Origin of the sequence: Pseudomonas sp. BT76 TE3572 (genome assembly GCF_050435365.1) — a bacterium.
GTDB classification, from domain to species: domain Bacteria; phylum Pseudomonadota; class Gammaproteobacteria; order Pseudomonadales; family Pseudomonadaceae; genus Aquipseudomonas; species Aquipseudomonas fluorescens_W.
In genome coordinates, this window is record NZ_JBNDKE010000001.1 from 6,194,547 (window position 1) to 6,218,067 (window position 23,521).

At 58.4% G+C, this 23,521-nt stretch carries 26 protein-coding genes; 15 read left to right on the forward strand and 11 right to left on the reverse strand.

Translation table 11 applies throughout. The features are described from left to right. Nucleotides 1–97: 97 nt before the first annotated feature. The 3 genes from ABH912_RS28305 to ABH912_RS28315 all read left to right on the forward strand — a co-directional run bounded on the left by ABH912_RS28305 (nucleotide 98) and on the right by ABH912_RS28315 (nucleotide 3,028). The gene (locus ABH912_RS28305; RefSeq protein ID WP_033054039.1) at nucleotides 98–547 is read left to right on the forward strand and encodes a YcgN family cysteine cluster protein; all 450 of its coding nucleotides are present in this window, start codon (nucleotides 98–100) and stop codon (nucleotides 545–547) included. Between the two features lie 90 nt (nucleotides 548–637). Further along, on the forward strand, nucleotides 638–1,867 hold the full coding sequence (locus ABH912_RS28310) for a hypothetical protein (RefSeq protein WP_429512215.1): 1,230 nt from the start codon (nucleotides 638–640) through the stop codon (nucleotides 1,865–1,867). A 225-nt stretch (nucleotides 1,868–2,092) separates the two neighbouring features. Then, nucleotides 2,093–3,028: an IS110 family transposase gene (locus ABH912_RS28315; RefSeq protein WP_429512216.1), complete on the forward strand. Its 936-nt coding sequence runs from the start codon at nucleotides 2,093–2,095 to the stop codon at nucleotides 3,026–3,028. A 107-nt stretch (nucleotides 3,029–3,135) separates the two neighbouring features. Here ABH912_RS28315 and ABH912_RS28320 read toward each other — a convergent pair whose 3' ends face one another. The 4 genes from ABH912_RS28320 to ABH912_RS28335 all read right to left on the reverse strand — a co-directional run bounded on the left by ABH912_RS28320 (nucleotide 3,136) and on the right by ABH912_RS28335 (nucleotide 5,396). Continuing rightward, nucleotides 3,136–3,513: a YgaP family membrane protein gene (locus tag ABH912_RS28320; protein ID WP_429512218.1), complete on the reverse strand. Its 378-nt coding sequence runs from the start codon at nucleotides 3,511–3,513 to the stop codon at nucleotides 3,136–3,138. A gap of 92 nt (nucleotides 3,514–3,605) precedes the next feature. Continuing rightward, nucleotides 3,606–4,076, reverse strand: a complete 471-nt coding sequence (locus ABH912_RS28325; protein WP_007944014.1) for an RNA methyltransferase — start codon at nucleotides 4,074–4,076, stop codon at nucleotides 3,606–3,608. A 210-nt stretch (nucleotides 4,077–4,286) separates the two neighbouring features. After that, nucleotides 4,287–4,661, reverse strand: coding sequence for a YajD family HNH nuclease (locus ABH912_RS28330; RefSeq protein WP_007942195.1), 375 nt, complete (start codon nucleotides 4,659–4,661; stop codon nucleotides 4,287–4,289). 48 nt (nucleotides 4,662–4,709) lie between these two features. After that, nucleotides 4,710–5,396: a spermidine synthase gene (locus ABH912_RS28335; protein WP_046046099.1), complete on the reverse strand. Its 687-nt coding sequence runs from the start codon at nucleotides 5,394–5,396 to the stop codon at nucleotides 4,710–4,712. Between the two features lie 98 nt (nucleotides 5,397–5,494). Here ABH912_RS28335 and ABH912_RS28340 point away from each other — a divergent pair, with 98 nt between their 5' ends. Beyond that, the gene (locus tag ABH912_RS28340) at nucleotides 5,495–5,785 is read left to right on the forward strand and encodes a hypothetical protein (protein ID WP_429512219.1); all 291 of its coding nucleotides are present in this window, start codon (nucleotides 5,495–5,497) and stop codon (nucleotides 5,783–5,785) included. On the opposite strand, the gene ABH912_RS28345 is transcribed toward ABH912_RS28340, so the two are convergent. Together ABH912_RS28345 and ABH912_RS28350 are read right to left on the reverse strand one after the other, a co-directional pair. Next, on the reverse strand, nucleotides 5,782–6,255 hold the full coding sequence (locus ABH912_RS28345) for a cyclic nucleotide-binding domain-containing protein (protein ID WP_123366765.1): 474 nt from the start codon (nucleotides 6,253–6,255) through the stop codon (nucleotides 5,782–5,784). The genes ABH912_RS28340 and ABH912_RS28345 overlap by 4 nt on opposite strands. Before the next feature lie 208 nt (nucleotides 6,256–6,463). Beyond that, nucleotides 6,464–8,518, reverse strand: a complete 2,055-nt coding sequence (locus tag ABH912_RS28350; protein ID WP_429512221.1) for a S9 family peptidase — start codon at nucleotides 8,516–8,518, stop codon at nucleotides 6,464–6,466. 100 nt (nucleotides 8,519–8,618) lie between these two features. Here ABH912_RS28350 and ABH912_RS28355 point away from each other — a divergent pair, with 100 nt between their 5' ends. Genes ABH912_RS28355 through ABH912_RS28365 form a run of 3 tightly spaced genes read left to right on the forward strand, consistent with a single transcriptional unit; the run spans nucleotide 8,619 to nucleotide 10,479 of the window. Beyond that, nucleotides 8,619–9,116, forward strand: a complete 498-nt coding sequence (locus ABH912_RS28355; RefSeq protein ID WP_033053470.1) for a hypothetical protein — start codon at nucleotides 8,619–8,621, stop codon at nucleotides 9,114–9,116. A 31-nt stretch (nucleotides 9,117–9,147) separates the two neighbouring features. Next, complete coding sequence (locus ABH912_RS28360) at nucleotides 9,148–9,924, forward strand: class II glutamine amidotransferase (RefSeq protein WP_033054032.1); 777 nt, start codon at nucleotides 9,148–9,150, stop codon at nucleotides 9,922–9,924. A 12-nt stretch (nucleotides 9,925–9,936) separates the two neighbouring features. After that, nucleotides 9,937–10,479: a DUF2937 family protein gene (locus ABH912_RS28365; RefSeq protein WP_033054031.1), complete on the forward strand. Its 543-nt coding sequence runs from the start codon at nucleotides 9,937–9,939 to the stop codon at nucleotides 10,477–10,479. Nucleotides 10,480–10,633: 154 nt separating this feature from the next. On the opposite strand, the gene ABH912_RS28370 is transcribed toward ABH912_RS28365, so the two are convergent. Further along, a complete protein-coding gene (locus ABH912_RS28370; protein ID WP_033056163.1) occupies nucleotides 10,634–11,548 on the reverse strand; it encodes a LysR family transcriptional regulator in 915 nt (304 codons plus the stop codon). Nucleotides 11,549–11,696: 148 nt separating this feature from the next. On the opposite strand from ABH912_RS28370, the gene ABH912_RS28375 reads away from it, so the two are divergent. The 4 genes from ABH912_RS28375 to ABH912_RS28390 all read left to right on the forward strand — a co-directional run bounded on the left by ABH912_RS28375 (nucleotide 11,697) and on the right by ABH912_RS28390 (nucleotide 15,423). Beyond that, entirely contained in the window at nucleotides 11,697–12,983 is a 1,287-nt protein-coding gene (locus ABH912_RS28375; protein ID WP_033056162.1) for an MFS transporter, read from the forward strand. 63 nt (nucleotides 12,984–13,046) lie between these two features. Beyond that, a complete protein-coding gene (locus ABH912_RS28380) occupies nucleotides 13,047–13,799 on the forward strand; it encodes a 5-oxoprolinase subunit PxpA (RefSeq protein ID WP_429512224.1) in 753 nt (250 codons plus the stop codon). Next, entirely contained in the window at nucleotides 13,796–14,500 is a 705-nt protein-coding gene (locus tag ABH912_RS28385) for a 5-oxoprolinase subunit B family protein (protein WP_429512226.1), read from the forward strand. Before ABH912_RS28380 ends, ABH912_RS28385 begins: the two co-directional genes overlap by 4 nt. Next, nucleotides 14,497–15,423, forward strand: a complete 927-nt coding sequence (locus ABH912_RS28390; RefSeq protein WP_429512228.1) for a biotin-dependent carboxyltransferase family protein — start codon at nucleotides 14,497–14,499, stop codon at nucleotides 15,421–15,423. The genes ABH912_RS28385 and ABH912_RS28390 overlap by 4 nt, the downstream gene beginning before the upstream one ends. 112 nt (nucleotides 15,424–15,535) lie before the next feature. Here the strand turns inward: ABH912_RS28390 and ABH912_RS28395 are convergent, their stop codons facing one another. Beyond that, complete coding sequence (locus tag ABH912_RS28395; protein ID WP_033056157.1) at nucleotides 15,536–16,714, reverse strand: vWA domain-containing protein; 1,179 nt, start codon at nucleotides 16,712–16,714, stop codon at nucleotides 15,536–15,538. Between the two features lie 33 nt (nucleotides 16,715–16,747). Continuing rightward, nucleotides 16,748–17,593, reverse strand: a complete 846-nt coding sequence (locus tag ABH912_RS28400) for an AAA family ATPase (protein ID WP_008153159.1) — start codon at nucleotides 17,591–17,593, stop codon at nucleotides 16,748–16,750. Between the two features lie 230 nt (nucleotides 17,594–17,823). On the opposite strand from ABH912_RS28400, the gene ABH912_RS28405 reads away from it, so the two are divergent. After that, nucleotides 17,824–18,327, forward strand: coding sequence for a DUF2442 domain-containing protein (locus tag ABH912_RS28405; protein WP_429512230.1), 504 nt, complete (start codon nucleotides 17,824–17,826; stop codon nucleotides 18,325–18,327). Here the strand turns inward: ABH912_RS28405 and ABH912_RS28410 are convergent. After that, entirely contained in the window at nucleotides 18,324–19,400 is a 1,077-nt protein-coding gene (locus ABH912_RS28410) for a DUF748 domain-containing protein (protein WP_429512232.1), read from the reverse strand. The two genes, ABH912_RS28405 and ABH912_RS28410, sit on opposite strands and share 4 nt — an antisense overlap. Nucleotides 19,401–19,526: 126 nt before the next feature. Here ABH912_RS28410 and cysK point away from each other — a divergent pair, with 126 nt between their 5' ends. Continuing rightward, nucleotides 19,527–20,501 (forward strand): cysteine synthase A, encoded by a 975-nt coding sequence (gene cysK, locus ABH912_RS28415; protein ID WP_033056153.1) that lies wholly within the window; start codon nucleotides 19,527–19,529, stop codon nucleotides 20,499–20,501. 209 nt (nucleotides 20,502–20,710) lie between these two features. Continuing rightward, nucleotides 20,711–21,649: an aspartyl/asparaginyl beta-hydroxylase domain-containing protein gene (locus ABH912_RS28420; protein ID WP_429512234.1), complete on the forward strand. Its 939-nt coding sequence runs from the start codon at nucleotides 20,711–20,713 to the stop codon at nucleotides 21,647–21,649. Nucleotides 21,650–21,702: 53 nt separating this feature from the next. Here ABH912_RS28420 and ABH912_RS28425 read toward each other — a convergent pair whose 3' ends face one another. After that, nucleotides 21,703–21,900: a hypothetical protein gene (locus tag ABH912_RS28425; RefSeq protein WP_156363910.1), complete on the reverse strand. Its 198-nt coding sequence runs from the start codon at nucleotides 21,898–21,900 to the stop codon at nucleotides 21,703–21,705. 726 nt (nucleotides 21,901–22,626) lie between these two features. Between ABH912_RS28425 and ABH912_RS28430 the strand changes: the two genes are divergently transcribed. After that, nucleotides 22,627–23,490 (forward strand): DMT family transporter, encoded by an 864-nt coding sequence (locus ABH912_RS28430; protein ID WP_429512236.1) that lies wholly within the window; start codon nucleotides 22,627–22,629, stop codon nucleotides 23,488–23,490. Nucleotides 23,491–23,521 lie beyond the last annotated feature (31 nt).

Below are 23,521 nucleotides of genomic sequence, written 5' to 3' on the forward strand. Positions count from 1 at the left end.
CAAGCCCGTTTTTACCGGCAGTCGCCAACGCTTGGCCCACAAGGGCCTTGGCACTAGACTGGCGGCCTTTTCACCACCTGATGTTGATACTTGAGCCATGGCCGCCAAAGTCGAACCGTTCTGGATACGCAAAACCCTCGATCAACTCGATCCGCAGGAGTGGGAATCGCTGTGCGACGGTTGCGGCCTTTGCTGCCTGCAAAAGCTCGAAGATGAAGACGACAACAGCGTCTATTACACGCGCATCGCCTGCAAACTGCTGGACCTGAAAACCTGTCAGTGCACCGATTACCCGAACCGCCGCGACTTCGTCCCCGATTGTATCCAGCTCACGCCGGGCAAGGCTGACGAATTCAAATGGTTGCCACCGACCTGCGGTTATCGCCTGGTCAGCGAAGGCAAGGATCTGCCGCTCTGGCATCACTTGGTGTGCGGTGATCGTGATGCAGTGCACCATGAACGAATTTCACAATCCGGGCGCATGCTGGCCGAAGGCAGCGTGGCCGAAGACGATTGGGAAGACCATCTGATTTTCCGGGCGGGTTAATTCCCGCTCACAAAATCGGCATTGATGACTAGAATTCAGGGCTGCCAAGCAGCCCAGCGCGAGCAAGCTCGCTCGCCACAAGGAGTGTGTATGGCTGTGGGATTGCGGCTGGCGTTGACCCTTGGATTATTAGTCCTGGGTTCGCCTGCGTGGGCGGCGAAGAAGGTTGATCTGGATTACCACGTGCGCCTGTTGCCGCAAAGCGATCAGGCCGAAGTGCGGCTGACTCTGGCTCAGGGTTCGGCGGTGCGCAGTCTGGATTTCGACTTGGGCGATGGCAGCCACTACAGCGATTTCAAGGCCGACGGCCAATGGCAGCTCACGCCGGGCAAGCAGGCCCGTGGTGTCTGGCGTCCGGCCGCCGACAAGGCCAGCCTGACCTACCGCGTACGCATCAGCCATGGGCGCAAGAGTGGCAGCTTCGATACGCGCATGACCCCGACCTGGGCGCTGATGCGCGGCGACGATCTGGTACCGGCAGCCAAACTCGATCAGCAGGACGGCATAGAACTGGTTTCACGCCTTGAATTCGAATTGCCCACCGGCTGGAAAAGCGTTGAAACCGCCTGGCCGCGAATCGGCAAGAACAAATTCCGGGTCGATAACGCTTCTCGCTTGTTCGACCGGCCCACGGGCTGGATGCTCGCTGGTCACCTCGGCAGCCGTCGTACGCGGCTTGGGGAAACCGAAGTCACCGTCGCCTCGCCCCTGGGCCAGGGCATGCGCCGCATGGATGTGCTGACGCTGCTGACCTTTGTCTGGCCGCAAGTGCAGGTGGTGTATCCCCGTCATCCCGTCAAACTGCTGATTGTCGGTGCCAACGACCCGATGTGGCGCGGCAGTCTGGGCGCGCACGAATCGATCTATCTGAACACGCGTTTGCCGATGGTCAGCGAAAGCGGTAGCAGTGCGCTGGTGCGGGAATTGGCGCAGGTGTTCGGGCGGATCAACGACCAGCAGCGCAGTGACTGGATCAGCGAAGGATTTGCCGAGTATTACGCCATCGAACTGGTGCGCCGCGCCGGCGGCATGAGTGATGAGCGGTACGAGAGTTTGCAGAAGAAGTTGGCCAAGGACAGCCAGAAAGTCACGACCTTGCGCGCTGAGCAGGTCAGCCCGGCACAGGTGTCGAAAGCGGTCGTGTTATTGCAGGAACTGGATCGCGAGATTCGCCTGAAGACCCGCAACAAGCGTTCGCTGGATGATGTGTTACGCGGGGCGATGCATCTGGAGAGCGTGGATACCAAGGAATTTGTTCAGCTGGCCGAAAGTGTTATCGGTGAATCTTCCAAGGTTCTCGACACCGAGTTACTTCAGTAACACCGCCTTCGCGAGCAGGCTCGCTTGTATGTTTAGACTTGAAGGGGTGGGTGGGACTACAGACTCGATTCTGACTCTGACCAGTACAGACCGTGGGAGACTTCTCGTCCCACCCCTTCTACCCAAAGCGCCGATAAGGAATTCATCGGTAAACCGACGATAGAGACAAGCCAGCGCAACGGTAGACCCCAACAAGTACTTAAACCCTAGCTCCGAGGATTTGTCATGACAATCCTTACTTCGCAGACGGTTGTTGGTATCGATATCGCCAAAGCCGAAGTCGTTGCCTACCGCGCTGACCAGCAAACCATTGAACCCATCAAGAACGATCGAACCGCCCTCAAACGTTGGCTCAAAGCGTTGCCTGCTCACAGTGCTATCGCACTTGAAGCCACCAATATTTACCACTTGGACACGGTCGAACTGGCTCATCAAATGGGCCACCAGGTCTACGTGGTGGATGCCTATCGTGTCAGTCATTACCGCCGTGGCGTCGGCCAACGAGCCAAGAATGACGCCTGCGATGCACGTTTGCTGGCGCGTTACTTGGAGAGTGAACAAATCAAGCTGCGGGTCTGGAACCCGCCCCCCAAAGCCTACAGCTCACTGAAAAGCCTTCTTCATAGACGTGCAACGCTGATCCAGAATCATGCAGGGCTGATGTTGAGTTGGGCCAATGAACCCTTGTTGAGAAAGGTGCAGGCCGCTCAGCAGAAAGCGTTCAAGCAAGCGGATCAGGCTATCCAGAAACTGCTGCGCAAAGTCAGCAAAGAGGCAGGGATTGAGGAGAATATTGATCGCTGCAAAGCCATAGAAGGTGTGGGCGAACTGACCGCAACCGGGTTGGCGACGACTTTTATGCGGGGGGATTTTGCGAACAGCGATGCGTTCATCGCGTTTTTAGGAATGGACTTGGCAGTCGATGACTCCGGCAAGAAGAATGGCCTGCGGCATCTGACCAAAAAAGGGGACCCGGAAGTGCGTCGCTTGGCTTACAACGCCGCAATGGCGGCGTGTCGCTCGCCCAAATGGAAACCGTTTTACGAGTCATACCTGGCTAGAGGTTTTTCGAAAACCCAGGCCTTGGTGGCCTTGGCCCGAAAGCTCTGTCGGGTGGCATTCGCCCTGATGAAAAATCAGAGCGAATACTTGTCAGCCTGAGAATTCAGGGTTGCGGGGCAACATAGAATCTCCTACATTGGAATGCGGTCACCTGTGGGAGCGAGCCTGCTCGCGATGAGGCCTTAAGCCCCACCGCAACGCTTGGATCAAACCCCGGTTTTCGGCGACTTCAAAGAATCATTACCGGTCACGGTAGCCGTCTTGGTCGCCGCTTCAGCATTCGCCTTCAACCGGTTCAACTCTTCACCCGCCCGCTGAATCTTTGCCCGCACGTTGTTCATGTCCTGACGGCTTTTCTCCAGCAGGCTTTTCGCCGAACTGTGCCCGGTAATACCACGCGCCAGGGCCACGCCGCCGATCGCCACTTGAATCAAGCCGAACACACCACCGCGACGCAGGCCCTTGCCGACCATCACCACGCCGCCGGCCAGGGAACCGATGCGTTCCCAACCCTGCACGTTCTGCTCTGTGTGAGTCTGGAACGGGGTAGATTCGATGCGTTCTACGCGTTTGAGTTCGTTCATGATCTGTCTCCGGGCTGGAATGACTGCTTCAAGAATAGATATTTAAGCTGACTGCCAAGGCGGGCGGCTTGTTCCATCGGATGTGTGGTGAATCAGCGAAATTTCGCCCCGGAGCGGGTGTTGAGACCCTTGGACATACGGTCATAGAGCACGACGTTGACGGTGGCCGCCAGGTTCATGCAACCGGTGGTCGGGATGTAGACCACGTCTTCGCACCAGTCGCGAATCTCTTTATCCAGCGAGCCGTCTTCCGGGCCGAAGATATACAGCGCGCGGTCAGGGTGTGTGTATTCCGGCAGTGAACGGGCGCCGTCCACCAGTTCCACAGCGACCGGAACGCAGCCCAGCGGCAGGATTTTCTTCAGATCGTCGATGCCGATCAGCGGAATGTCGTAGTGGACGCGCTTGGTGTCGGTGACGAAGTCGGCGGCGCGTTCATAACGTTTGCCGGTGTAGAACACGGACGCTACGCCATAGCAGCCAGCGGCGCGCATCACCGAACCGACGTTCTCCGGTGATTTGGGGTTATACAAACCAATGCAGCTGTACCGTTTGTCTGCCACGAGCGGGTGCCTTCGGGGAAAAAACGGCGATTATACGGGGATTGGGGGAGGGGTGTTCGGTTTGGAGATTGGTGGTGTCTGGTCGGCCGCCTTCGCGAGCAAGCCCGCTCCCACGTTCGATCTCTGGTGAACACACTACTGGCGTACGCCGCAAATCAAATGTGGGAGCGGGCTTGCTCGCGAAGGAGCCGGTCGAAGCACTGAAGATCTTCAGTCTTCTTTCTTCATCAGGCCAGCCAACGCCGCAAACGGGTTATGCGTCGCCTTGGCAATCTTCGGCGTACTCAGAGAGCCTTCGTCGAAATACTGCTGGTCGGTGTACCGCGAGTGTTCGTTGTCGTGGCAATACAGGCACAACAATTCCCAGTTCGAGCCGTCCTGAGGGTTGTTGTCGTGGTTGTGGTCGCGGTGGTGCACGGTCAGTTCGCTCAGGCGCTTGCCGGAAAACTCACGGGCGCAGCGGCCGCACACGTGCGGGTACATTTTCAGGGCCTTGTCGCGGTAACCCATTTCCTTGTCGCGCTGGTTGTCGGCAAGGATGCGGTCCAGTTTCGACGTGTTGGTCGGGGGTGTTGACGAACTCATGGGTTCACCTTTGTAAAAGACTAATGACGGTTATGAGCCAAGTTTAGCTCAGCCCTTGAGCTTCTCGGCAATCCAGATGGTGTGGCGGGTGCCTTTGTTGCCGTGGGCGAAGACCTGGACTTCCTCGGCCTTGAAGCCGGCCTTCTTCAGTTTGTCGGAAAACTGTCGGTCAGCGCTCGCGGACCAGACGGCCAGCACGCCTTTGGGCCGCAAGGCCTTGGCACAGGCACTCAGGCCGCCAGCGGAGTAGAGCCAGCTGTTGGCCTTCTGGGTCAGGCCTTCGGGGCCGTTGTCGACGTCGAGCATGATCGCGTCGAAACCTTGCGGCTCGGCCTGCAGGACTTTGGCCACGTCTTCCATGCGAATGACCGTACGCGGGTCGAGCAGCGGGCTCCCGGCTTTCTCGCCCAGCGGTCCACGGTTCCACTCCACCACGCCCGGCACCAGTTCGGCGACCACCACTTCAGCGGTCTTGCCCAGATGCTTGAGGGCTGAGGCGAGGGTGAAGCCCATGCCCAGGCCGCCGATCAGCACGCGCGAATTCGGCCGGCCAGCCACTTTACGGCAAGGGATCTCCGCCAGAGCGTCTTCCGAGCCGTGCATGCGGGTGTTCATCAGTTGCCCGCCGTCGCCGCCCTGGATCTTGATGACGAAATCCTCACCGTATTCGAACAGGCACAAGGCACCGCCATTTTCAGGAATTGGAGTGGTGTCGAGCAGAACGAAACGTTTCATGGGACTCACTTGAGGAGAAATTGGCATAAGAGGGGGAAGGCAAACACGCGCAGTTGGGAGTAGCCTGCAAACAGACAACAAGGCCAACGGAGCCATTGATGAAGCGCACCATTCTAACGGTCATTACCTTGGCCGCGCTCTCGATAACTGCAGTGCAGGCCCAGCAGTTGCAAACCATTCCGACCAGCCCTTCGCCGCTGCCCGGTTCGCCCGGCACCGCGACCCCGACACCGTACCCGCAAATCACCCCGACCAGCGTGCCCAAAGTCGGGCCCGGCAGTGGCGGTCCGCCGTTGGTGCCCATTGAAATGCCTAGCCCGCCTACCAAGGACCAGCCACTGCCGGGGCTGGAGCAAACCCCGTCGAAAGCCAAATCACCGGGCGGTTAAACCTGCTGCGAGAGCAGCTGACCATCAGCCATGCGCAGGCGCTTGGAGAGGGAGACGGCGAGGGCGCGGATGATTTTGGCGGCGATTTTCGGCGCATCGTTGAGCATCTTTTCCAACGAGTCCTTGCCCAGGTTGAGCAACTGGCAATTGCTCGCGGCCACACAACTGGCCGAGCGGCGTTCGCCGTCGAGTACGGCCATTTCGCCGAACGCCCGACCGCTGCGCAACGTTGCCATGGTCACCAGGTGACCTTCGCTGTTGGTTTTCTGCACCGCCACCTGGCCGGTGTGGATGATGCACATGAAGCTGCCGGCATCGCCCTCATGGAAAATCTCTTCGCCCTGAGCAATGGTGCTGATGCTGAAGTAGCCCGAGGCCGTGGCGAAGTCCGCCGGCAGCAGTTGATCGAACAGGCCACAGTCCATCAGCCAGTCGCGAATTTCGTTGTTCAGTAAGGTCGGTTCTGACATGTCGTCACGGTCTTTTTCTTGTGTCTGGTTCCGGTCTTCTGGATGTCCCCAATCCCTGTAGGAGCGAGCCTGCTCGCGATTGCGGTGTGTCAGTCACACATTAATTGACTGAAAGTCCGCAATCGCGAGCAGGCTCGCTCCTACAGGGGAGTCGTGAAGCCTCCGCCCCGGCGTCTGGTGTTAAGACCGGTACGCCGAACGGAGTTCCTCAGGCGATGCCCAAAACCTTGAAAACAAATGCGTATTCGAGTGCTACGTCACGTAATCCCTGATAACGACCGCTCATCCCGCCATGCCCGGCACCCAATTCGGTCTTGAGCAGCAGGGGATTGGTGTCGGTTTTGGTCGCGCGTAATTTCGCCACCCACTTGGCCGCTTCCCAGTACTGCACGCGGCTGTCGTTGTAGCCGGCGATCACCAGGGTCGCCGGATAGGCTTGCGCGGTGACGTTTTCGTACGGGGCGTAGGCCTTGATCCGATCATAGACGTCCGGTTCTTCAGGATTGCCCCACTCGTCGTATTCGGTGACGGTCAACGGTAGATCGGGGTCGAGCATGGTGTTCAGCACGTCGACGAACGGCACTTCGGCAATCGCTGCGCCGAACAACTCCGGCCGCTGATTGAGCACCGCGCCGATCAGCAGACCGCCGGCGCTGCCGCCGCTGATCGCCAGTTGCTGTGAAGTAGTAAAACCACTGGCGATCAGGTGCTCGGCGCAGGCGATGAAGTCGCTGAAGGTGTTGTGTTTGTGTTCCTGCTTGCCCGCGCGATACCAGGCTTCGCCCAGTTCACCGCCGCCACGCACGTGAGCGATGGCGAACGCCACGCCACGATCCAGCAGACTCAAGCGGGCGTGGGAGAACCACGGGTCGAGGCTTTCGCCGTAAGCGCCATAGCCGTACAGATAAAGCGGCGTCGGCTTGCCGAGTGTTTCGCGTTTGACGACGAGGCTGATCGGCACTTTCGTACCGTCAGGTGCGGTCGCCCACAGACGCTGACTGACGTAGGCATCGGCGTCGAACGGACCGAGCACCGGGGTTTCCTTGAGGACTTTCTGCTCGCTGCTGTCCAATATCAGTTGGCGGATTTGCGCCGGACGGTTCAGCGCTTCGTAGCGCAGACGGATCTTGTCGCTGACGAATTCCAGGCTGTTCTGCACGTGCAGGCTGTAGGCCGCATCCGGTAATTGCACACGGTAGCTCGGCAGATCTTGCGGATGCACTTCGATGATCGGCAAGCCACCTTCACGCAGGCTCAGGGTCATGGCTTCGGCATTCAGGCTCATGCCTTCGATCATCACCGTGTCGCTGTGGGGGATCAGGTTCTGCCAGTCGGCCTCGGTCGGCGCCACGCCGGTGTCTACGGCGTGGTAAAGGGCAAAGTTGATGCCGTCGCGATTGGTGCGAATGAACCAGGTCCATTGACCGTCGAGTGCGCCGTGATCGACGTCGTACTCATGGTCTTCAACCCTCGGTGCAATGCAGGTAAAAGCCTGCTTCGGCTGGAACGCGTCAAGCACCCAGACTTCGCTGGTGGTCTTGCTGCCCAGGGACAGCAGCAATTGCTGCTCGGAACTCGAGCGGTAGCAATGCATGAAGAAACGACCGTCCGGCTCATGGAACACTTCTTCGGCCGCTGTACCGTCCAGCCGATAGCGGAACAGTTTGTGCGGACGATGGGTGTCGTCCAGCTCGCCGAAGAACAGCGTCAGGCTGTCATTGGCCCAGGTCATGCTGCCGTCGCAATCCTGGAACTCCAGTTCACTGACACGGCCGTTGGACAATTCCTTCACGAACAGCGTGAAAATCTCATCGCCCGTGGCGTCGATGCTGTAGGCCAGACGCTGGTGGTCCGGGCTGATACTGAAGGCGCCCATGGAGAAGAAGCCGCCGTTGGCCAATTCATTCGGGTCCAGCAGCAGCTGTTCCTGGCTTTCGTCGAGCTGCAGGCTGTCATCGGCCGGGCGCGGGCAGCGGTAGTGACGGGCATATTCATCACCGGCCGTGGTGCGCGTGTAATACAGGTACGGACCCCAAGGGGAGGGCAAGGACAGGTCGGTTTCGAGAATCCGGCCCTTGATTTCTTCGAACAGGGTTTCACGCAACCCTGCCTGATCGGCGGTTTGCGCCTCTTGGTAGCGGTTTTCCGCTTTCAGGTAGTCGAGCACCGCGTCGGTGTCGCGCTCCTGCAGCCAGGCATACGGGTCGTCGCCTTCGGCCTTGTGGGCAATGGGAGCGTCGGAAACGTTGACGGATAGGGGCATGAAGGACTCTCGAGCGTTTTACGAAATAGGGTTCGCAGACGGCGGGCAAGCCTGACGTGCGAAAAGTCGTTACTATAAGCGCCTCTTTGCCTGCCTTGCCATGGACACCATGACCGAGAACGACTATCTGATCGCTTGGGGCCTCTACGCCTTTGCCGCTTTGGGCTGCCTGTTGGTGTGGATGCGTATCACCCGCTGGATGTGGCGCTGGCTGCGTGAGCCGTTACGGCTATTGGTTGCCGTGTTGCTGTTCAGCCCGACCATCATTGATCCGGTGAAGGAAAAGGTTGCCCCGGCCATCGCCATTACTGCCCTTGATCTATTGTTCAAGGTCGGCAACAACGCGTGGCGGGCGATATCCGACCTGTTCATGTACGGCATGATTGCCTTCGGCATTTACCTGGTATTCGTGGCGATCCGTTTCCCAATCGAACGTGCGTCCAACGCTCGCAAGGAACAGGCTGCCGCTGCCAAGGCTGCGGCCCGGGCCGATGACCCTGAAGAGGATCATCCTTTCGGTGGTGCGGGCGATGATCGTTACGGTCGTCCCCCGGTGCCGAGCAACCCTCAGCGAATGCGGGTTGAACCGCGTCTGTAACCTTGCCCCTGCCTTCAGCGAGAACCCGAACATGTGTGAGTTATTGGGCATGAGCGCCAATGTGCCGACCGATATCGTGTTCAGCTTCACCGGGCTGATGCAGCGCGGCGGCCGCACCGGTCCGCACCGTGACGGCTGGGGCATCGCTTTTTACGAGGGCCGTGGCCTGCGCCTGTTTCAGGACCCGGCGGCGAGCTGTGAGTCCGAGGTCGCAAACCTGGTGCAGCGCTATCCGATCAAGAGTGAAGTGGTGATCGGGCACATCCGCCAGGCCAACGTCGGCAAGGTCTGCTTGTCCAATACCCATCCATTTGTACGCGAGTTGTGGGGCCGTAACTGGTGTTTTGCCCACAACGGCCAGCTCGCCGAGTTTCAACCGATCAAGAGTTTTTACCGCCCGGTCGGCGATACCGACAGCGAAGCGGCGTTCTGCGATTTGCTCAACCGCGTGCGCGCAGCGTTCCCGGAACCGGTAGAAATCGAAGAACTGCTGCCAGACCTGGTGGCCGCCTGCGCCGAATACCGCAGCAAAGGCGTGTTCAACTGCCTGCTCAGTGATGGCGACTGGTTGTTCTGCTATTGCTCGACCAAACTGGCGCAAATCACCCGTCGTGCGCCATTCGGCCCGGCGCGCTTGAAGGACGTCGATGTGATCGTCGATTTCCAGGCCGAAACCACGCCCAACGACGTGGTCACGGTGATCGCCACCGAACCCTTGACCGAAAACGAAACCTGGACCCGCTACGAACCGGGCCAATGGAGCCTCTGGCGACGCGGTGAATGCGTCAGCCAGGGCAAGACCGAATAAGGATTCCCCCTCATGTTGCTCAGTTATCTACGGCTGGTGTTGTTCGCGGCGGGCCTGTTGATCGGTGTCCAGGTGCCAGGGTTCATCAGCGATTATGCCAAACGGGTCGAAGCGCATCTGATTGAGGCACAGACCAGTCTGAGCGGTTTTCAGGGCACGGCGAATCAGTTCTTCAAGGGTGACGTGCAGGCGTTGGTGGCCCATTACCGCGCCAGCGACGATCCGATCTTTCGCAGCGATGCCGACAGCCTGAGCACCTTGCTGACCCGTCAGCTGGCGCTCGATAAACAGTTCCAGGCCATGCAGGGCCCGTGGTACATCCGCCTCCTGCAGGTTGCACTGGCGGCTGATCCGGATATTCGCAAGGAAACCTGGAACGGCTACAGCTACCAGATCCTGCTGACGCCGGAAGCGATGATCTGGGGCATGAGCGGGGCGTTGCTGCTGTCGTTCGGCATTGAATGCCTGTTCCGTCTGATCGACTGGGTGGTGCTGGGCGGCAAACGCCTGCGCCAGAGCCGGCCGATCGAAGATCGGGATGTGCGCGGACTGTAATGAGCGCCACCGACCTGTAGCAGCTGGCGAAGCCTGCGTTCGGCTGCGAAGCAGTCGCGAAATCAGGCACCGCGGTGTTTCAGGTAAACCGAGCTGGCTGGATTGACGACTGCTTCGCAGCCGAACGCAGGCTTTGCCAGCTGCTACATTAAGGTTATCGCGCGAGGACGATGTAGTTCTCACCCACCTTCTTCGCATACCCGTCCAGCACCTGCTGACATAACGAAACAATCTCTTCGACCCACTCCACGCCAACCCGCCACGACACCACCACCTGCAAATTCGGTGGCCGTTGATCGATGGCCAGCAAGGTCAATTCCCCCCGCGCCAGCTCTTCGGCCACCAGCACCGGCGGCAGCGCGCCAATACCGAAACCGTCGCGCAGCAACCGGGTGATCGCCGATACCGAGTTCACGCAGTTGAGCCGTGGTGCCATGACGCCATTGGCCTGCATCAAACTCAAAATGTCCTGATGCGGGTGTGAGTTTTTCGAGTAAGTAATGATGCGCTCGCGCGCCAGATCGGCGATGCCGGAATACTCGCGGTTGTAGATCGAATTGCTGGCAACGATCCAGCCCATCGGGTGACTGGCCAGCTCAAGGCTGCGCACGCTTTCCTGACGCAACAGGTCAGTTTGCAGGATCAGATCGAGAAAGCCTTTTTGCAGCTGATCGCAGAGGTTGAGAGCGGTATCGGCCACCAACTCGATTTCCACCAGCGGATAGTGATCCATCATTTTCGCCACCAACGGGCTCAACCAGGTATGGATGACCGTGTCCATCACGCCGATGCGAACCCGTCCGACCTTGCTCGAACGGGTTTCGATCGACTGCTTGAGGGATTGCATGGTGTCCATCATTTGCTCGGCGTACTCGAGCACTTTCAAACCTTCAGGTGTCAGGCTCACGCCACGTGAATCGCGCAGGAACAGCTTCACCCCGAGCTCGCCTTCGAGCACGGCAATGCGGCTGGAAATCGACGCCTGGGTGGTGAAGAGCTTGTCTGCCGTCAGGCGAAAACTCTTGAGTCGGGCGACCCAGACAAAGGTCTCGAGAAACTTCAGGTTCATAGGGACAAGTTTTTCTTATGTCTAAAGCGGGTTTTTATTAGTTGGACGTCACAGGGTAAAGCGCCCAAAAATCAGGCCATCCGGTTCCCACGATAGGCGTCGTCGGGGCTCAGAACAATACCAATAAAAATTAGCGCGGAGATTTGCCATGAGTGCGCCCGATACGCTCGACATCCCCAAAGCCACGGTTCGCCCGGGACCTTTCGACTGGTACCGCAACATCAACAAACAGGAACGCCGCACCTTCTGGAGCTGCAAGATCGGCTATGGCCTGGACGGCATGGACACCCAGATGCTCAGCTTCGTGGTGCCGACCCTGATTGCGATGTGGGGCATCACCACCGGCGAGGCCGGGTTGATTCACACCAGCACCCTCATCGCCTCAGCCATCGGCGGTTGGGTGGCAGGGATTTTGTCCGACCGCATCGGTCGCGTACGCACTTTGCAACTGACCGTTCTGTGGTTCGCCTTCTTCACCTTCCTCTGCGGCTTCGCCCAGAACTACGAGCAACTGCTGATCAGCCGCACGCTGATGGGCTTCGGTTTCGGCGGTGAATGGACCGCTGGCGCGGTGCTGATGGGTGAAGTGATTCGCGCCAAGGACCGTGGCAAGGCTGTTGGCATGGTGCAATCCGGCTGGGCATTGGGTTGGGGACTGACGGCGATCTTGTATGCGCTGCTGTTCTCGGTTCTACCGCCGGAAGACGCCTGGCGCGCACTGTTCATCCTTGGCATCGTGCCGGCGATTTTTGTGATCTTCGTCCGCCGGCTGGTCAAGGACCCGGAAATCTATCGCGAAGCCAAGGCTAAGCAAGAACCCAGCAATCCGGCAAAATTCTACGAGATCTTCGCTCCCGGCATCCTTTTCACCACGATTCGCGCCTCGGTGCTGACCACCGGTGCTCTGGGCGGTTACTACGCGATCACCTCCTGGTTGCCGACCTTTCTGAAGAACGAACGCGGTTTGAGCGTACTCGGTACGGGCGGTTATCTGGCGATGGTGATCGTCGGTTCCTACGTCGGTTATGTCATCAGCGCGTATTTGACTGACATCCTCGGGCGTAAAAAGAACTTCATTCTGTTCGCGGTCGGCTCGTTCACCATTGTTCTGCTCTACACCCAATTGCCGGTCAGCAACGGCGTGATGCTCTGGCTGGGCTTTCCTCTGGGCTTCTTCGCCTCGGGGATCTTCAGCGGCATGGGCGCGTTTTTGACCGAGCTGTTTCCAACGCGGATTCGCGGTTCGGGTCAGGGCTTTTGCTACAACATCGGCCGGGCGCTGGCGGCATTGTTCCCGCTGTTGATCGGCTTGATGAGTCAGAAGGTGCCATTGAGCGTGGGAATCGGTGCTTTTGCGGCGGTGTCCTACGGGGTGGTGATCCTTGCGGCCCTGAGCCTGCCGGAAACCCGTGGCAAGCAACTTGAAGCCGAGTAATTGATAATCTGCGGGCAAATGCCGTACAGATAGAAAAGAATAAAACTTACAGGAGTGTTCACCGTGAGCCGCCTGCTATTGAACTGCGACATCGGCGAGAGTTTCGGCAACTGGACCATGGGTCTGGACGCCGAGGTCATGCCCTTCATCGATTGCGCCAACATCGCCTGCGGCTTCCATGCCGGCGACCCGAGCATCATGCGCAAGACTGTCAGCCTGGCCCTGAGCAACGGGGTTCAGATCGGTGCTCATCCGGCGTATCAGGATCTGGTCGGCTTCGGCCGCCGTTCCATGGCCTACACCGCCCAGGAACTTCAGGACATTGTGCATTACCAGATCGGCGCCCTCGACGGCATTTGCCGGGCTCAGGGCGGGCGGGTGAGTTACGTCAAGCCACACGGAGCGATGTACAACGACATGATGGCCAACCCGGCGCAATTGCGCGCGGTGCTTCAGGCTGTGGCGTCCTATGATCGTGAGTTACCGCTGATGTTGATGGCCACTCGCGACAACAGCGCAGCCCAGCAGTTGGGCGATGAATACGGCGTGACCCTGTGGTTCGAAGCCTTTGCCGATCGCGCTTACGACAGCGCGGGCATGCTGGTTTCGCGGCAACTGCCGGGCGCGGTGCATCACGATCCCGAAACAATCATCGAGCAGGCACTGACCATTGCCCGCGGCGGCAACCTCACGGCCAGCGATGGCAGTGCCTTGCACTTGCAGGCCAACACCCTCTGCGTACACGGCGACAACGCCAGTTCGGTAGCTGCGGTGCGGCGTATTCGCGAAGCACTTAATCAGCAGAGCGCGCCATGAAAATCCGGGTAGAAGTGGTGGCGCTGGATTGCTTGATGGTGCGCCTGTTCGATGAGATAGCCGAAGCGAACATGCCGTGGATGCTCGCCGCCAGTGAAAGTCTGCGTGCTGCGTTTGCCGGGCATCTGATCGATCTGGTGCCGTCTTATACGACATTGATGGTGCATTACGATCTGACCGCACTGAGTCCGGCCCAGGCTCGGGAGCTGATCGCTGAAGCCTTGATCGATCTGTCGCCCAACGCCTGCACCCGCGGAAAATGTCATGTATTGCCGGTCTGGTATGACTTGAGCGTTGGCCCGGAGTTGAGCCTGTTATCCCAGCGCAGCGGATTGGCCGTGGATGAAGTGATCCGCCGCCACAGCGAGCGCGAATATCAGGTGTTCGCCTTGGGTTTCGCGCCGGGTTTCGCCTTTATGGGGTTGGTGGAAGAAGCGCTGGCGGCGCCGCGTTTGAATACCCCGCGTAAAAAGGTGGCTGCGGGCAGCGTCGGCATCGCCGAACGCCAAACGGCCGCTTACCCGGTGGTGTCTCCCGGTGGCTGGAATCTGATCGGCCGCACCCCGACCAAATTGTTCGACCGCGAACGCGACGGCTACAGCCTGATGCAACCAGGCGACACAGTGCGCTTCGAAGCCGTCAGCCATGCTGAATTCATCAATCTGGGCGGTGATGACACGCCATTGGAGGCGCAGGCATGAGCCGTCTATCAATAGAAGCGAGTACACCGCTGTGCCTGTTGCAGGACGCTGGCCGTTTCGGCGTGCGGCATCTGGGCGTGACGCAGGGCGGGGCGGCGGATTGGCGATCGATGTCATGGGCCAATTGGTTGCTGGGCAATAGCCTGAATGCACCGGTGATTGAAATCACCCTCGGCGGGTTTACTGTCGTTGCCGAAGAGGATTGCGTGCTGGCGTTGGCCGGGGCGGATCTGGGGGCGCAGGTGGATGGCGAGGCGTTGGCACCGTGGCGCAGTTTCAGGTTGAACAAAGGTCAGCAATTGCAATTCACTCAGCCGCTGCTTGGGGCCCGGGCTTATTTGGCGGCCCCGGGCGGATTTGATGCGCCAAAGGTGTTGGGCAGCAGCGCAACGGTGGTCCGTGAGGAGCTCGGCGGGCTGGATGGCATGGGCCGGGCGTTGGCCAAAGATGCGCAGTTGAGCTACTCGGGCAGCTCGCTGCTCCTGCTGCGGGAATTGGCGCGCGAACAGGTGCCGGATTTCAAACTCAACGCGCCGCTGGACCTTGTACTCGGTGCGCAGATCGGCGAGTTCAGTGGACAGAGTTCGTTCGACGCGTTCAACAGCGTCTGGACCCTCGACAGCCGTGCCGACCGGATGGGCATCCGCTTGCTGGGAACGGCGTTGCAGTATCAGGGTAAGCCGATGATTTCCGAAGGCATCCCGCTGGGTGCGGTTCAGGTGCCGCCGGACGGGCAGCCGATTGTGTTGCTCAATGATCGGCAGACCATTGGTGGTTATCCGCGATTGGGGGCGTTGACGCCGTTGGCGCTGGCACGGCTGGCGCAGTGTCTGCCGGGGACGCAGGTGCGGTTGAAACCGGTGGTGCAGGATGTGGCGCATCGAGAGCAAGTCGAGTATCTGCGCCGGTTTGTGAACCGCTAAAAGCATCGCGGGCAAGCCTCGCTCCTACAGGGTCAATGCACAACGCACGAACACCGAAACCTGTAGGAGCGAGGCTTGCCCGCGAAGGCGGCATCACAGACAACAACGATTTTTATTTGGAAAGAAACCGCATCCCTTCTTCAAGCCCCCGCAACGTCAGCGGGTACATCTGGTCGTTGATCAAGTCCCGCACGATGTTGGTCGACGACGTATAGCCCCACGTATCTTTCGGATACGGGTTGATCCAGATGACCTTCTTGTACTTCTCCATGAACCGCTGCATCCACACATAACCCGCTTCTTCGTTCCAGTGCTCGACGCTGCCACCGGCCTGGGTGATTTCGTACGGCGCCATGGCGGCGTCACCGATGAAGATCACTTTGTAGTCGGCACCGTATTTGTGCAGCAGGTCCTGGGTCGAAGTGCGCTCGGACGTGCGGCGCATGTTGTTCTTCCACACCGATTCATAAATGAAGTTGTGGAAGTAGAAATACTCCAAGTGCTTGAACTCGGTCTTGCAGGCCGAGAACAGCTCTTCGCAGATCTTCACGTGGGCGTCCATCGAGCCGCCAATGTCAAACAGCAGCAACAGCTTGATGGTGTTGCGCCGCTCCGGACGCATCTGAATATTCAGCAGCCCGGCATCGCGTGCGGTGTGGTCGATGGTGCCATCGATGTCCAGCTCTTCCGCCGCACCCTGGCGCGCGAATTTGCGCAGCCGGCGAAGGGCGACCTTGATGTTGCGCGTGCCCAGCTCCACCGAATCGTCGAGGTTCTTGTACTCGCGCTGATCCCAGACCTTGACCGCTTTGCCCTGACGCTTGCCGGCATCGCCGACCCGAATGCCTTCCGGGTTGAAGCCGCCGGAGCCGAACGGGCTGGTGCCGCCGGTGCCGATCCACTTGTTACCGCCGGCATGACGTTCTTTCTGTTCTTCGAGGCGTTTCTTGAACTCCTCGATCAGCTTGTCCAGGCCGCCGAGGGACTGGATCGCCGCCCGCTCTTCGTCGGTCAGCGAACGCTCGAACTCCTTGCGCAACCAGTCTTCCGGGATCAATGCCTGAAGGTGGTCGTCGAGTTTTTCCAGGCCGTTGAAATAGGCACCGAACGCCCGGTCGAACTTGTCGAAATGCTTTTCGTCCTTCACCAGAATCGCCCGGGACAGGTAATAAAACTCGTCCATGTCGGCAAAGGTCACGCGCTGCTTCAGCGCGTTGATCAGGTCCAGCAGCTCCCGTACCGAGACCGGCACTTTGGCGGCGCGCATTTCATTGAACAGGTTAAGCAGCATGGCTATCGCCCTCTATCTTGTTAAACAGAGGGATCAGCGAGTGCCGCGACGGCTCATGAACGCCAGACGTTCAAGCAATTGCACGTCCTGTTCGTTCTTCACCAAAGCGCCTGCCAGTGGCGGAATAGCCTTGGTCGGATCACGCTCGCGCAGTACCGCTTCGCCGATGTTGTCGGCCATCAGCAGCTTCAGCCAGTCCACCAGTTCGGAGGTCGATGGCTTCTTCTTCAGACCCGGTACCTTGCGCACGTCGAAGAAAACGTCCAGCGCTTCGCTGACCAGGTCCTTCTTGATGTTCGGGTAGTGCACGTCGACGATCCGTTGCATCGTGGTGCGATCCGGGAAGGCGATGTAGTGGAAGAAGCAGCGACGCAGGAAGGCGTCCGGCAGCTCTTTTTCGTTGTTGGAGGTAATGATGATGATCGGGCGTTTCTTGGCCTTGATGGTCTCGTCGATCTCGTAAACGTAGAACTCCATCTTGTCGAGTTCTTGCAGCAAGTCGTTCGGGAACTCGATGTCAGCCTTGTCGATTTCGTCGATCAGCAGGATCACCCGCTCTTCGGACTCGAAGGCTTCCCAGAGCTTGCCTTTCTTCAGGTAGTTGCGAACGTCGTGGACCTTTTCCGTGCCCAGCTGCGAGTCGCGCAGGCGGCTGACCGCGTCGTACTCGTACAGGCCTTGATGCGCCTTGGTGGTGGACTTGATGTGCCAGGTGATCAATTTGGCGCCGAAGGACTCGGCCAGTTGCTCGGCGAGCATGGTTTTACCAGTGCCCGGCTCGCCCTTGACCAGCAGCGGACGCTCCAGGGTGATGGCGGCGTTGACCGCCAGCTTCAGGTCATCGGTGGCGACGTAGGCCTGGGTGCCTTCGAACTTCATCTGCTAATCCTCGAACGGTAACGCCGACCTGAACGAAGCAGGGCGGGGCGTAATAATTGTAGTACCCGACTATAACGCGGTGCCCGGTCGACTGTGAACGCAGACGGCTTATTCAGTCTCTGAATGGGGCGTCACATCTTGACTCAGTCTCGGCCGCTGGCCAGTATTGAGCTATCGCCATTTTGGCGATAGCTTGCCCGTCAGATGCAATTGCTGGAGGATTGGAAACGATGTTACCCATGAAACGACCACGGCTGTCGGCCGTGCAGGCGTTGCCGGATCACCGCCTTATGCTGACCTTTGTCGACGGTCAGCAACTGAACCTCGATTTGAGTCGGGACCTGCGCGCCTATCCAGGATTGCAGCCGTTGCTGGAGGCTGGTGCTTTCGACGGTGCAACCGTGGGTGATGATGGCTGGAGCATTGAGTGGCCCGAACTGGACATCCAGATCGGCGCAGACACTCTATATCTGGATGCGCTCGCACAAAACGCATCGGACGAAAACACCCGGATCTTCATCGACTGGCGCGCTCGTACCGGGCTGCCGCTCAATCAGGCGGCCGAAGCGTTAGGGGTCAGTGCCCGCAGCATCACGCGTTACAGCAGTGGTCGTGAAGCCGTTCCACGATCGCTGGCACTGGCCTGCCTAGGCTGGGACTTCTTGCAGCAGCAATCGAACCCGGCGCGGGCGGCCGAAGAAAGCGGTCGCTATACCGTCACACGCAAGCCTTAACCGGCGTCCGGCTTGGGCCGTTCGTATTGGGCATTGAAGGCCTGGATGAAGCCGTTGCGTAAAATCTGCAAAAAAGCCTCGAATGCGTTGATATCTCGGCGATGCACATTGCCGCTCAGTTGCACGCGAGTCGCAAACTGGTTCTTGCCCTGGTTTTTCAGCACTGTTTCGGAGCCGCCGACGATGGCCTCCCAAATGGAGCGGAAAATCCCTTTGTCCTTGTTCTCGACGTCCTGCTGCCAATTGAACACGTCGACGTCCTTCAGCAGCGGTTTGATGTAACCCGTTAATTGAGCTTTTTTAGCCTGCGCTTCAATGACCACATCACCGTGACCGGCATTGAAGTCGAACTTGCCATAGGCGGAGGCGAAGTCGTTCATGCGTTTGAGTTCGATGTCTTTGGCCCGCAGGCGGAACTCGAATTCTTCAAAGTTGCTTAAAGGGTCGAAGGTGGCGGTGGTTTCCAGTGGCGCGTGCCCTAGCAGCAGCGCCTTGCCGTCGAAGCGAGCGTCGCGTTTGCCTTTGGTGTCGACCACGTTGGTCAGGTTGTAAATGCTGGCGTTGACCTGAGAGGCGTTCATGTTCACGGGGGGCTTGGAGTTGAAGTTGCGGAAACTGATCTTGCCATCGCTGATCTGAACTTCGTTCAAGGTAATGGGGGCCAGTTTGCTCAACTGCGCACGCCAGTCGGTGCCCTGACCGGTCTGGGAGTTTTGCTTGTTGGCACCGCCGTCGACGAAGTTCACCTCGGGTTTGAAGAACTTCACCTCGGCCACGACGGCGTGGTCGTACCAGAGCGAGTGCCAACTGACGGAAAGGTCGATCAGTGGCGCGTTGACGAAAGGCACCGGGACCTTGCCTTCGACCTTGACGATTTTCAGCCCGTTGATTTTGTACGCACCGCGCCACAGGGCCAGGTCCACATCAGTGATCTGGCCACGGTAATCGCCCATGTTCGCCAGCTTGTCATTCAGGTAGTCGCGCACCATGTAAGGCAGGGCGATGTGCAGGACAATCAGCAGCACGACAAGGCCGGCGAGGGTCCACAGGGGCCAACTGTATCTGCGTTTCATGATGGCAAATCTCTGGCGTTGTAAAGCCATTGACTGCTGCGGTAACAGGACGTTCGACTGACTGGACGATCAAGGGCAACAGGCATACCTTGGAGAGCTAATTTAACGCTGTATAAGGACCCAGCCATGAGCCGTATCTACGCTGACAACGCCCATTCCATCGGTAATACGCCGCTGGTGCAGATCAACCGTATCGCCCCTCGCGGCGTAACCATCCTGGCCAAGATCGAAGGGCGTAACCCCGGTTACTCGGTCAAGTGCCGGATCGGTGCAAACATGATCTGGGACGCCGAAAGCACTGGCAAACTCAAGTCTGGCATGACCATCGTCGAACCGACCTCAGGCAATACCGGTATCGGCCTGGCGTTCGTTGCGGCGGCTCGCGGTTACAAGCTGATGCTGACCATGCCGGCGTCCATGAGTATCGAGCGACGCAAAGTGCTCAAGGCTTTGGGGGCCGAACTGGTACTGACCGAACCGGCCAAGGGCATGAAAGGAGCGATCGAAAAGGCAGCTGAAATTGTCGCCAGCGATCCGGCTGCCTACTTCATGCCGTCGCAGTTTGAGAACCCGGCGAACCCCGCCATCCACGAAAAAACGACCGGTCCGGAAATCTGGAACGACACCGATGGTGCAGTCGATGTACTGGTGGCAGGCGTCGGAACGGGTGGAACCATTACCGGAGTTTCGCGGTATATCAAGAATACCCAGGGCAAACCGATTATTTCGGTGGCGGTGGAGCCAGTGGTGTCGCCCGTCATCACCCAGGCAATGGCCGGTGAAGAAATCAAGCCGAGCCCTCACAAGATTCAGGGTATTGGTGCCGGTTTTGTGCCGAAGAATCTTGATCTGTCGATGGTCGATCGGGTTGAGTTGGTCAGCGATGAAGAATCCAAGGCCATGGCCCTGCGCCTGATGCAGGAAGAAGGGATTTTGAGCGGCATTTCCTGCGGCGCCGCCATGGCGGTGGCCGTCCGCCTGGCGGAAACCCCGGAAATGCAGGGCAAGACCATCGTGGTGATCCTGCCGGACTCCGGTGAACGCTACCTGTCGAGCATGCTATTCAGTGATCTGTTTACCGAGCAGGAGAATCTGCAATAGGTGTTGCGATTTTTCATCCAGTGGGAGGGGGTGACTCAGGTCAGCCCCCGTTCAGGAACTTTATGTTAAGAAGTGCTTTATTGCGCAATCCTTAACACTGAATGTTGAGATACACGGGTTCTTCCCGAGGCCGGTAGTGTTTATCATGGCTGACTGCCACGTCGGGTAAATGGCGTTGTGCAACGTTGTCTACTATCAAGGAGTCGTTGATGACCGTTTCCCTTGCCGCGAAGGCGTCGCTTTTGTTGCTGTTCTTCTGCAGCACTCTCTATGTGCATTTGCGCGGCAAGGCACGTTTGCCGGTCTTGCGTCAGTTCGTCAACCACTCGGCTTTGTTCGCGCCCTATAACGCCTTGATGTACCTGTTCTCCAGCGTGCCATCCAAACCCTATCTTGACCGCAGCAAGTTCCCGGAACTGGATGTGCTCAAGGACAACTGGGAAGTCATCCGCGACGAAGCGATGCATTTGTTCGACGAGGGTTACATCCGCGCCGCCGAAAAGAACAACGACGCCGGCTTCGGTTCGTTCTTCAAGAAAGGCTGGAAGCGTTTTTACCTCAAGTGGTACGACAAACCACTGCCATCGGCCGAAGCCCTGTGCCCGAAAACCGTGGCACTGCTCAGCAGCATTCCCAACGTCAAAGGCGCCATGTTCGCGTTGCTGCCAGGCGGCAGCCATCTCAACCCGCACCGTGATCCGTTCGGCGGTTCCCTGCGTTATCACTTGGGGCTGTCAACGCCGAACTCCGACGATTGCCGGATCTTCGTCGACGGTCAGGTTTACTCCTGGCGCGATGGCGAAGACGTGATGTTCGACGAAACCTATGTGCATTGGGTCAAGAATGAAACCGACAAGACTCGGGTCATCCTGTTCTGCGACATCGAACGACCGCTGAGCAACCGCCTGATGACCCGCATCAACCGCGGGATCAGCAGCTTTTTGGGGCGCGCCACTGCACCGCAGAATCTTGATGATGAACGTGTTGGCGGGATTAACCAGGCTTACGCCTGGAGCAAGAACTCCAGCGACAAGTTCAGCGGTGTGGTCAAGCGGTGGAAGCGTCGTAATCCCAAGGCCTACCGGGTGTTGCGACCGGTGCTGGCGGTGGTGATATTGACGTTGTTGGGGTATTGGTTGTTTGGGTGATTCCGGACAAGAAATGAAAAACCGCTCATTGGAGCGGTTTTTTTTCGCCGAAGTTATGGTCGCCCGGCGAGTACGTCAGGTTCGCCTTCGATGCCCGTCGCAAGGACCTGCAAAATGCGCCGCTGACTGGCCGTCAGTTCTACTTTAACAGTCTTGTTTTCCTGGGCAGAGGAACGTTTTTTTATGCGGGGATTTCTGATGACTCCGTGCATGTTTTCTCCGTCATCGGTCATTAATTGAACAGTTTTCACGTTACTAGGCTCTCCACAGTTTTGACAAGTCGACCTTCAGCGTCTTCGTTGAAGTCGAGTCGTTTATAAACAGAAATTGCACCTTCCAGCGCTCGCAAGCAGCCAGCGCCTGTGCATTGATGGCGTCAAACCGCACTAGTGATAGATCAATGTCCGTTGGGCCTGCCAGTTCCAGTTCATGTTGCAACTGAGCAGCGCTGGTAGCAGCAAGCGTTCTAGCCCTCGACCGATACAACTGATACCGAAGATGCGTCCGTTCCCTTGGCATGTGATCTCGTGCATTCCATGTCCCTCATAGCGGGCGTTTGCATTTCTTTCCAAGGTAGATTGCGGCGTGGCAGCTGTCGTTACTGGCCCTTTGACCAAGTCATTGCAATCTATGTCGCGGGCTGGTTATAGTCGGCGCTCGCCTGCTTTCCCCAGCACGGCCCTCAAAAAAGATCAGCCCATGCCAGCTTCCCTCATCAACGCGGTAGTCGATTCAGCGGTCAACGCTGGCGTCGTGCCGTGCGGGAATCAGCAGCCTGCGCAGATCAGTCATTACCCTCCCACCTGTCAGTAGCACGCCGGTGTGCGCAGTCGTATCACCGCCAGGCGTTGGCTTCTCGGGCTGATCAGCTTCTTTTTGCTGTTCTCATGCCCGTCTGAAAAAGCTCACGCCTGAAAAACTACTGAATTTCAGCTTCGGCTGAGTTGGCTTTTTTTGCCTGACTACAGGTGGTATTCATGTTTGTCCTTTCGAAAAAAACCGCGCTCGCGGCGGCGTCCACGAGCCTGTTCGTTTTGCTGTGGAGCAGCGGGGCGATCTTCTCCAAATGGGGCCTGGCCCATGCGTCCCCCTTTGCTTTTCTGTTGATTCGCTTCGCTATCGCAATCTGCGGATTGGTGCTGCTGGTGCCGTTGCTCAAGTTGAAGCTGCCCAAGGGCGGCAAGCCGATGCTGTATGCGATGGCCACGGGCGTGGTGTTGCTGGGGGCTTATCAGATTTTCTATCTGCTGGCCCTGGACCTGAAGGTCACACCCGGCGTCATGGCCACGATCATGGGCGTGCAGCCCATTCTTACCGTGGTGATCATGGAGCGTCAGCGATCAGCCAGCAGAATGTTTGGTCTGGCACTGGGTTTGGCCGGGTTGATCATGGTGGTTTACCAAGGCATCGGTCTGGCCGGTATGTCATTGGCCGGTATGCTCTTCGGTTTGCTGGCGCTGGCGAGCATGACGTTCGGTTCGATCATGCAAAAGCGCATCACCGACAATCCACTCGGCACGCTGCCAGTGCAGTACCTGGCGGGGCTGTTGCTCTGCGGAGTCTTCGTGCCGTTCCAACCCTTTCATTTCGAACACAGCACCGGTTTCATCGTGCCGGTGTTGTGGATGGGATTGGTGGTGTCGGTGCTGGCGACGTTGCTGCTGTATCGGCTGATTGCACGGGGCAACCTGGTCAATGTCACCAGTCTGTTTTACCTGGTGCCGGCGGTGACGGCGGTCATGGACTACCTGATTTTCGGCAACCGGCTGGCGGCGTTGAGCATGCTGGGCATGTTGCTGATCATCATTGGATTGGTATTCGTATTCCGTAAGGCAGCATAAAAAAATGGCCTGGAGCATTGCTCCGGGCCGT